Origin of the sequence: Streptomyces sp. NPDC048142 (assembly GCF_043202835.1) — a bacterium.
Classification (GTDB): domain Bacteria; phylum Actinomycetota; class Actinomycetes; order Streptomycetales; family Streptomycetaceae; genus Streptomyces.
Genome location: NZ_JBIDBC010000094.1, coordinates 1 through 1,099, shown reverse-complemented (window position 1 = coordinate 1,099; position 1,099 = coordinate 1). Strand labels below are relative to the sequence as shown.

General features: G+C 67.2%; 1 pseudogene. It reads right to left on the bottom strand.

Going from position 1 to position 1,099, the window contains the following annotated elements:
- Window positions 1-22: 22 nt before the first annotated feature.
- Window positions 23-1,023 (bottom strand): annotated as a pseudogene (locus tag ACGF2Y_RS36680) (IS5 family transposase).
- Window positions 1,024-1,099 lie beyond the last annotated feature (76 nt).

The following is a 1,099-nucleotide window of genomic DNA, read 5'->3' as shown; positions in this document are numbered from 1 at the left end:
TAGGGCCTGTATCCAGTTGTGATCAATGGATGGTCCGCGCGAGGTCCTTGATCCAGATCATGGAGGCGCGGAGATGGAGTCCGGCGAGGTAGCTCTCGGGGTTCTTGTCGTAGCGGGTGGCGATGCCGCGCCATGCCTTCAGCCTGTTGATCAGGCGCTCGACGGTGTTGCGGTCCTTGTAGAGCTCGGCGTCGTGGGTGAGAGGACGGCCGCCCTGGCGGCCCTTCTTCTTCCGGTTGGCGGCCTGGTCCTTCTTCTCCGGGATGACTGCCTTGATGTTGCGTTTGCGCAGGTAGGAGCGGTTGCCTCGGGAGGAGTACGCCTTGTCTCCGGCGACCGCGTCGGGCCGGGTTCGGGGACGGCCGACCGGGAGGCGAACCCGCACCTTGTTGAGCACGGGGATGAACTGCGGGCTGTCGGCGGCCTGTCCGGCGGTGAGCGTGAGGACGAGCGGTCTGCACTTGCGGTCGGCAGCGACGTGGACCTTGCTGGTCTGCCCGCCCCGCGAGCGGCCGAGCAGGGCGGCCTTCAGGCGGAGCTTGCGGCGTCGCCGGACACGTCGCCGTTCGACCCGCCCGGCCTCGACGTCGGTGTCGTGCCCGACTTGTTCCTCGCTGTCGCCCCCTTTGAGCGGGTCCTCTCCTCCTCGGCCGCCTTCTCCAGGGCGTCCAGCGTCTCCGGATCAAGGCGCATCCCGGCGGCGTCGTGGTGGGCACGTGCGGTGGTGGAGTCCACGCTGACCAGCGAAAGGTCCACCTCACCCCGCTCCGCGGCCTTCGCGATCAGACCTTCCAGCAGGTTCTCGAAGACCCCGGCGTCCCGCCACTGGCGGAACCGGTTGTACACGGTGGGCCAGGCACCGAACTCGGCAGGCATCTCCCGCCACTGTGCGCCCGAGCGGAACTTCCAGATCACACCCTCGAACTGCTCGCGCAGTTTCGTGGGGTACGGCCCGTACTCGCCGATCGGCAGGTACGGCTCCACGTACCCCCACTCCTTGTCCGTCAACTGTCTCCGCGTCATGCACACCGGACTACACGATCCACCCCCGAAGCGAGGGCGAATCCCGCAGATTGATCACGACTCGATACAGGCCCTA